Source organism: Amycolatopsis sp. NPDC031561 (genome assembly GCF_055580625.1).
This window is the reverse complement of sequence record NZ_JBVILA010000032.1, coordinates 80,709-88,215: the sequence shown is the minus strand read 5'-3', so window position 1 is coordinate 88,215 and position 7,507 is coordinate 80,709. Positions and strand designations below refer to the sequence as shown.

6 protein-coding genes are annotated in these 7,507 nt (G+C 69.3%); 4 read left to right on the top strand and 2 right to left on the bottom strand.

All coding sequences use genetic code 11. The annotated features are described in order from the left end of the window. Positions 1 to 267: 267 nt before the first annotated feature. The gene (locus ACZ5IK_RS39965; RefSeq protein ID WP_465492448.1) at positions 268 to 1,455 is read right to left on the bottom strand and encodes a GNAT family N-acetyltransferase; all 1,188 of its coding nucleotides are present in this window, start codon (positions 1,453 to 1,455) and stop codon (positions 268 to 270) included. Between the two features lie 31 nt (positions 1,456 to 1,486). Next, positions 1,487 to 2,389 (bottom strand): alpha/beta hydrolase, encoded by a 903-nt coding sequence (locus ACZ5IK_RS39960; protein ID WP_465492447.1) that lies wholly within the window; start codon positions 2,387 to 2,389, stop codon positions 1,487 to 1,489. Between the two features lie 97 nt (positions 2,390 to 2,486). On the opposite strand from ACZ5IK_RS39960, the gene ACZ5IK_RS39955 reads away from it, so the two are divergent. From ACZ5IK_RS39955 to ACZ5IK_RS39940, 4 genes are all read left to right on the top strand, one after another. Next, positions 2,487 to 3,521 carry a PucR family transcriptional regulator gene (locus tag ACZ5IK_RS39955; RefSeq protein ID WP_465492446.1) on the top strand — a complete coding sequence of 345 codons (1,035 nt, stop codon included), beginning with the start codon at positions 2,487 to 2,489 and terminating at the stop codon, positions 3,519 to 3,521. Between the two features lie 176 nt (positions 3,522 to 3,697). Beyond that, complete coding sequence (locus ACZ5IK_RS39950; protein WP_465492445.1) at positions 3,698 to 4,414, top strand: S1 family peptidase; 717 nt, start codon at positions 3,698 to 3,700, stop codon at positions 4,412 to 4,414. Between the two features lie 183 nt (positions 4,415 to 4,597). Continuing rightward, complete coding sequence (locus ACZ5IK_RS39945; RefSeq protein ID WP_465492444.1) at positions 4,598 to 6,409, top strand: VMAP-C domain-containing protein; 1,812 nt, start codon at positions 4,598 to 4,600, stop codon at positions 6,407 to 6,409. A 13-nt stretch (positions 6,410 to 6,422) separates the two neighbouring features. Then, positions 6,423 to 7,505, top strand: a complete 1,083-nt coding sequence (locus tag ACZ5IK_RS39940) for an AAA family ATPase (protein ID WP_101613794.1) — start codon at positions 6,423 to 6,425, stop codon at positions 7,503 to 7,505. The last annotated feature ends 2 nt before the right edge of the window (positions 7,506 to 7,507 follow it).

Sequence of the window (7,507 nt, the reverse complement as noted above, 5' to 3'; positions counted from 1 at the left end):
CCCCCCCCCCCCCCCCCCCCCCCCCCCCCCCCCCCCCCCCCCCCCCCCCCCCCCCCCCCCCCCCCCCCCCCCCCCCCACGGCCGCTCGGCATCGGGCGCGGCAAAGGGCGCCTTCATCCCGTCACCGGCCTCGCCCACGAACACGCCACCTTTGACTTACCTCTCAATAGAACCGGCACCGCCACTCACGACCCCCTCCGCACGTACTCGCGAACAAGACGCGTTTGCCTTCTCCTCACTGTGAAACACGTCTGGCGCGGTCACCGGTCAGAACCAGTGCAGGCAGTGCGGGGAACGTTCGGCGCGGAACAACGCGTCGGCCACCGCGCCCACTTCCGCGTGGCGCGCCCGGACGCGCCCGGCACGGATGAGCTTGCTCGGGGCGGTGCCGCCGAGGTAGAGCGAACCGAGGTCGCTCGCGTCCAGGGACAGGTCGGGTTCCCGGTCCGTCGGGACGCAGGTGGCTTCGCCGTCCCGGACGGTCAGCAGGTAGCGGCCGTGTTCGCCGAGCGCGGGGTCGTCGACGTCGAGGACGAGCTCGCCGTCGGCGAACCAGCCGCGTGCGGTGAGCGCGCGGGGGATGTCCAGCAGCCGCACCCAGAGCCAGTCCGTGTCGTCGCTGACCTCCCCGGCACGGAAGTCCTCGAGTTGCCAGCGCAGCGGGTGGTCGGGCGGGCAGTGCTTGAACACGACCTGGGTGACCAGGTCGTGTTCGAGCAAGAACCGGGCCAAGGCCGTGGAGACCTCGTCGTCGGCGGCGATGGTTTCGTCGACCGTGAAGGTGCCGCGCTCGCTCCGCCAATAGCTGGCGTACCCGTCCGGGACACCTTCGGCGTCACGGTGGACGGCGACGTAGCGCGGTGTCGCGGAGATCGGGGGCTGCCCCGCCCCGGCGGCCCACCAGCGGTGCGGTCGCGACAGCGCGCCGGGGCGGGTGCGGCGGTACCGGTCGTAGACCTCCTCCAGGATCTCGCCGCAGTCGGCACGACGCAGCACCTCGATCGCACCGGGCGCCGTACCGCCCGCGGCGAAGGCGGCCTGGCGGCGCGGCACCGTCAGCCGGTGGGTGTAGGTCGCCGGTCCATAGCCGAACCTGCGGTAGATCAGGGCCTCCGAGGCCAGCAGGACGGAGAGGATTTCACCCCGCGCCCGGAAATCGGCGAGCTGATGCCGCATCATCGCCGTGAGCACACCCCGGCGCCGGTGCGTGGGCAGGACGCCGACCGCGGTCACCCCGGCGGCCGGGACGACGACCTGACCGGGGAGGGTGAGCTCGAACGAGTACGCGGCTGCCGTGCCGACGGGCCGCCCGTCCTCCGTCTCGGCGAGCACGCCGCGGTCCAGTTCGAGCGCGGACCAGATCTTGCCCCAGTTTTCCGGGAACTCCGCGAAAATGGCGAACATGGTGGCGAGGAAGGCGTCGCGGTCCTCGTCGGTGGTGGCGCGGATCTTCATCGGCACAGTGCATCGCCGCCCCGTGGCCGGGTCAAGTGATTTGCAGCGCCCGGCGCAGGGCGTCGCCCAGTTCGGCGATCTGGCGGCGCGACACCTCGGCGGACAGGATCGCCTGCGATCCGTGGAAGGTGCCGGGCCACTGGTGCAGTTCGACCGAGATCCCGGCCTGCAGCAGGCGGACCGCGTAGTCGATGTCCTCGTCGCGGTTGGGGCAGAGTTCCGCGGTGGCGACGTAGGCGGGCGGCAGGCCGGACAGATCGGTGGCCCGCGAGGGGGCGGCGTAGTACGAAGGGGCGGGCTGTCCCGCCAGGTAGTAGTGCCACATCGCGGTGATCCTGGCGCGGTTCACCCAAGGCGTGTCGGTGAAGGTCCGCGCCGACCAGGTCTCCTGCCGGTCGTCGAGCCCCGGCTGGTTGAGCAGCTGGAACCGGATCCGCGGCCCGTCTTCGTCGCGGGCCCGCAACGCCGTGGCCGCCGCGAGACCGCCGCCCGCGCTGTGCCCGCCGATCGCGATCCGGTCCGGGGTGACGCCGAGTTCCGCCGCGTTCTCCGCCGTCCACTTCAGGACCGTGTAGGCGTCGTCGAGCGCGGCGGGGAAAGGGTTCTCGGGAGCGAGGCGGTAGTTCACCGAGATCACCACCGCGCCGGAAGCTTCGGCGAGCCGCGCTGCCCACGGGTGTTCGGTGTCCAGGTTGCCCATGACCCACCCGCCGCCGTGCAGCCAGACCACGGCGCCTTGCGCCTCGAGCGGGCGATAGACGCGGATCGCGACGTCCGGCTCGCCGGGCACCGTCCGGTCCTCGACCGTCATCGCGGAGGTGTCCGGCCGCGGCACCGACGTGGCCAGCTTGGCGAAAGTCTCGCGTTCGGCGATCGGGTCGTCCAGGGTCGACACGGGGAACAGGGCGACGAAGGCTTCCAGTTCGGGATCCATGACGACGATCCTGCCGGTCGCCCGGTCCGGAGGTCGCCCGCCAAGCGTCGCGCGTAAGCGCTCCGGCGCGCGACGATCGCCGCGTACGCTCGCGAACATGGAGGCACTCGCCGCGCGGCTGTCGCATCTGGATCCCGACGTCGAAGGCGTGATCCGGGTCGTGATGTTCTACGACACCCTGATGCGGCGGCGGGTCGACCTCCCCGCGCTCGCCCGCGCCACAGCGGGGCTGGCGGAATGCGCGGCGGGCATCCGGCTCCACGGCACGGGGCGCACGATCCGCATGGCACCCGACGGCCGCGAACCCGCCACCCCGCTCGCGTCCGCGTCCACCACGACGGCGATCACCCTCGACGAGGAAGAGATCGGCTCGGTGTGGCTGGAGCGCGACGGGGAGCCCGGCGCCCTCGACGAAGCCGTGCTGGACCGGCTCGCGATCGCCGTGGCGACGGTCGTCGAACGGTACGGACCGGCGCGCACCACGATGGCCGATCCGGCACTGGTGGAACTCGTGATCAGCGCCGCCAGCGACGACGCCGCCAGGAACCGGGCGCTACGGCTGCTGGGTTTCCCCGCCGAGACGCCGATCAGGGTGGTCGCCGTCCGCTCGGGGATCCCGCTGGAGAAGATCGGCGGCCTGATCTGCCCGGCCAGGCCGGTCAAGGCGGCGCCGCTCACGGACGTGGGCATCATCCTGGCCTCCACGGTGGATCCGGCCCGGATCCCGGAAGGCGTGCGGGCCGGGATCGGCGCCACCGACTGCCCGCACCGGTCGTGGCAGGACGCCAAGACCGCACTTCGGTTCACGACCGCTCGGCAGCCGGTGATCCACTACAACGACCTCGGAGCACTGGCGCTGCTCGCGCGGATCCCGGCTGAGGACACACGGGCCAACGCCGACGTCGTCGCGATCACCGCCCTGTCGGCGGATCCGGAGGATCTGCGGACGCTGGACGCCTACTGCGCCACCGGTTCCGTGCGCCAGGCCGCCGACTCGCTGCACTTGCACCACAGCAGCGTCGCGCGACGGCTCACGCAGATCGGGAAGAGCCTCGCCATCGCACTGCACGAACCCGCCGGCCTGACCCGGGCCAGGCTCGCCCTCACCGCTTGGCGGCTGCTCGACGAGTGAACGAATACCTAATGATCTTCGCCGCATACTCAAAAATCACCGGCGGCCGTCATAGTAATAAATAGGTAGCCCACGCGAACTTTCGTCGGTTTCCGGCTTCCCTTGGCACGACACAGAATCAGCGCGTTGGTCCCCACGGACGCGGCCGGTATCCGGCCGCAGAAATGAGTCGGAACATGCGACTGCGCTCCCTCGTCCTGCTCGCCGGCACCGCCTTCATGGCGCTGCTCGGTTCGACCGCCCCCGCCGCGACCGCCGCCGAGCCCTCCGGTGCGCAGCCGATGATCATCGGTGGCCAGTACGCGCAGAGCGGCCCGTGGGCGGCCCGGCTGTTCGTGAACGGCCAGCAGAACTGCAGCGCGACGATCATCGCGCCGCAGTACATCCTCACCGCGAAGCACTGCGTCGCCAGCAGCGGCAGCTACACCTTCCGGATCGGCAGCCTCGACCAGCAGAGCGGTGGCACCACGGCCACCGCGGCGAGCATCACCCGCCACTCCGGCGCGGACCTCGCCATCGTCCGGCTGACCAGCTCGGTCAACGCCACCTACGCGCCGCTGGGCACCACGAGCAACGTCGCGGTCGGCCAGAACGTCCAGGTCTACGGCTGGGGCGCGACCAGCCAGTGCGGTTCCGAGATCAACTGCCAGTCCCGGTACCTGAAGGTCGCCACCGTCCGGGTCAACTCGGTCAACTGCAGTGACTACAACGGCGGTGTCGCGGTGTGCGCAAACCGCGTCGACGGCATCACCGCCGGCGGTGACTCGGGCGGCCCGATGTTCTCCGGCGGCCGCCAGGTCGGTGTCGCCTCGACCAGTGACCGGTCGAACAACACCGCCTACACCAACATCACCCGTTACCGCAGCTGGATCCAGCAGGTCGCCGGCGTCTGACCCCCGGTGAAAGCGGAGCCCTCCCCGGCGCGGTCGGGGAGGGCTCCGTGTTCGGTGGGCAAATCACCAGCACGGAAACGGGAGAACATATTTGTCAATTGACACTCAACCCCGGGCCGATTGACGCGATAATGTGGCGGTCGGCGCCGACGGGTCGGCGCCGTGGACCTTGGGAGGGGGCCAGTGGCGCAACCGACGCAGGCTCTCGACCGCACGATCGTCGTGGTGGACGTAGCGGGCTTCACCGCTCCGGAACGGAACCCCCTCGATCGGCTCGCCGTGCGCCGGGGCATGTACGAGGTGCTGCGGATCGCTTTCGCCGAAAGTGACGTCGACTTCGATTCCTGCTCGCGCGAGGACCGCGGCGACGGCGCGCTGATCCTGTTGCCGCCCGGCACCACCAAAAGCCTTGTCGCCGACCGCTTGCCGGATCGGATCGCGGTCGCCCTCCGCCGGTACAACCACACGCGGACCCCGCAGGCGCAAATCCGGCTGCGGGTGAGTCTCAACTCCGGTGAGGTGCTGAACGACGGGAACGGGTGGGTCGGCGACGCGGTCGACACCGCTTTCCGGATCTTGGACGCGCAGCTCGCGAAGGAGGCGTTCGCGGAATCCGACCGGATGATCGCGTTCATCTCGTCGCAGCGCTTCTTCGCCGATGTCATCGCGCAGGACCCCGGCCTGTTGCCCGAGTTGTACAGTCCGATACCGGTTTCGGTGAAGACATTCACCGGAATGGCTTATTTACGGTTACACGGCGAACTCACCACGACCGTCACGAAACCGGCATCTCTCGCGGCCGAGGCCGCCGAAGACCTGCTTCTGGCCGACCTGAACAACGCGGTTCTGGAGTTGATCCCCCGCAAGGACCTGGCGACCCTGCATCGACGGCTGACCCGGATGGAAGTCCCTCGCCTGCCGGTCATCGTGGCCCGGGCGCTCGGGCCCGCCGTGGCGCTGCCGCCGCTGGACGGCGTCACCGACGCGTGGGACGCCTTTCACCTGCTCACCGATTTCAACGCCGGCCCGGACGGGATCCCGCCCGCGGTGACGTTTCTGGCCCTGCTCGCGGAAAACATGGAAGGCGAGCCGGGCGCCGTCCTCGGGAACTGGATCGCCGACCATGCCCGGGCGCTGCGGATCGGCCCGGCCATCGCGCATCAGCGGCAGAACCGGCCGCCGATTCCCGAGCGCCCCCATCTCTACTTGGTGATCATGATCGAACCGATTTCCGCCGACCCCACACGCTGCACTCTCGCGTTCTGGCGTCAAGATGACCCGGAAGTGTGGCCACCCGCGCTCGGTGGAGTGCGGGAAATCGGGATAGACGAGGTCGAGTACAGGGTCGATGACGTCATCCTGGAGACTGAGGGAGTCTGGTCCGGTCAGAGCGTCTCCGCGTCCGTGGAATTCCTGCTGCCGAGGACGTTGATCAATTTGCCGGTGCAGCGGTGGGCCAAGGAACATGGGACGGGCCAGCCCCAGCCGTTGCGGTACGGGTATCGGCTGGGAATTCGGTCTTTGGAGAGGATGCGGGCGAGGCATTGGCATCGTGCGTGGAACGTTCGCTGGGACTCGATGGTGAAGGATCCCACCGCCGACCGGCTGCACTATTCCGGTTGCGAGGAGTTCGAGGGGCACCCGATCGACGCGGTACTGAGCGACGATCACTGGGTCGGGCTGGTTTTGGCGAAATCGCCGTCGCCGCAGCCGGAACCGGGCGCCGTGCCGGACGAACTGACGGCCGCCCTCCGCAGTGGATTGCCGGTGGTGCTGTGGCATCCGGAGGCCGAGCCGGAGACCCTGCGCGAGTTGCTCGACTGGGTATTGGCCGCGGACGACGGTTTTATCAAACTTCCGGATCGCCGCAAACTGGCGAATTCCGGTATGGCCGTACCGTTCAAGAATTCTCTGGCTCACGATCTGGTGGTAATGTGGGACGACCCGAAACGCGTAATCGTTCTAGACCAGCCGTTGATCCCGAGTCGACAGTAAGGGGATGCCGCGGATGAGCGCGAACGATCAAGACGCGACCGTGAACGGGCGGACGTCCCGGCCCGATGCACCCGATTGGTGGATTTACCGGGGGACCGGCAGGCCGATCCACGACATCGATCTCGCGCAGTTGCTGCCCGCGCCGCCGCCGTGGCGTTCCTATCGCGGGGATCCGCCGCCGGAGAACGAGGTGCCACCGCCGGACGACGGTGAGGTGGAGCGCCGTCTCGGTACCGCGTTCACGCTTTCCGAGCAGGACACCGACGCGGGCGAGCTGAACATGGTGAACGCCGCCCTTTATCTGCGGCGTCCGTTGCTGGTCACCGGGAATCCGGGGACCGGGAAGTCCAGTCTCGCCTATCGGATCGCCAGGGAACTCGGCCTCGGCCGGGTGCTGCGCTGGGCGATCACCAGTCATACCGCGTTGAGTTCCGGGCTGTACGGCTACGACGCGATCGGCCGGGTCCAGGCCGCGGCGACCAGTCAGGCCCAGCTCGGTGGCGAGGCCGAAGAACCCCCGATCGGTGATTTCGTCCGGCTCGGCCCGCTGGGGACCGCGTTCCTGCCCGGCCGGTTGCCGCGGGTGCTGCTGATCGACGAGCTGGACAAATCCGAGGCGGATCTGCCCAACGACCTGCTGTCTATCTTCGAAGACGGTGAATTCTCGATCGAAGAACTGGCCCGGGTGCGCAACCGGCATCCCGAGGTCACCGTGCACACCGCAGACCCGCAGCGCACCGCCGTCGTCCGTGACGGCCGGATCGCCTGTCACGCCTTTCCGATCATCATCATGAGCAGCAACGGAGAGCGGGAGTTCCCGCCCGCGTTCCTGCGCCGGTGCCTGCAACTGCGGATCGAGAACCCCGATCACGACCAGCTCGCGGCGATCGTCGCCAGCCATCTGGTCGCGGAGAACGGCGAACACCGGGACAGGCTCATCCGCGAGTTCGCCGAACGGAGCAAGGCGGAAGGCGGTCTGCCCACCGACAGACTGCTCGACGCCGTCTATCTCGCGACGTCGGGTGCGTACCAGCCGGATCAGGAGGCGTGGCCGCGGCTGGTGGACGCTCTCTGGCAACGACTGACGGTGCGGTGACA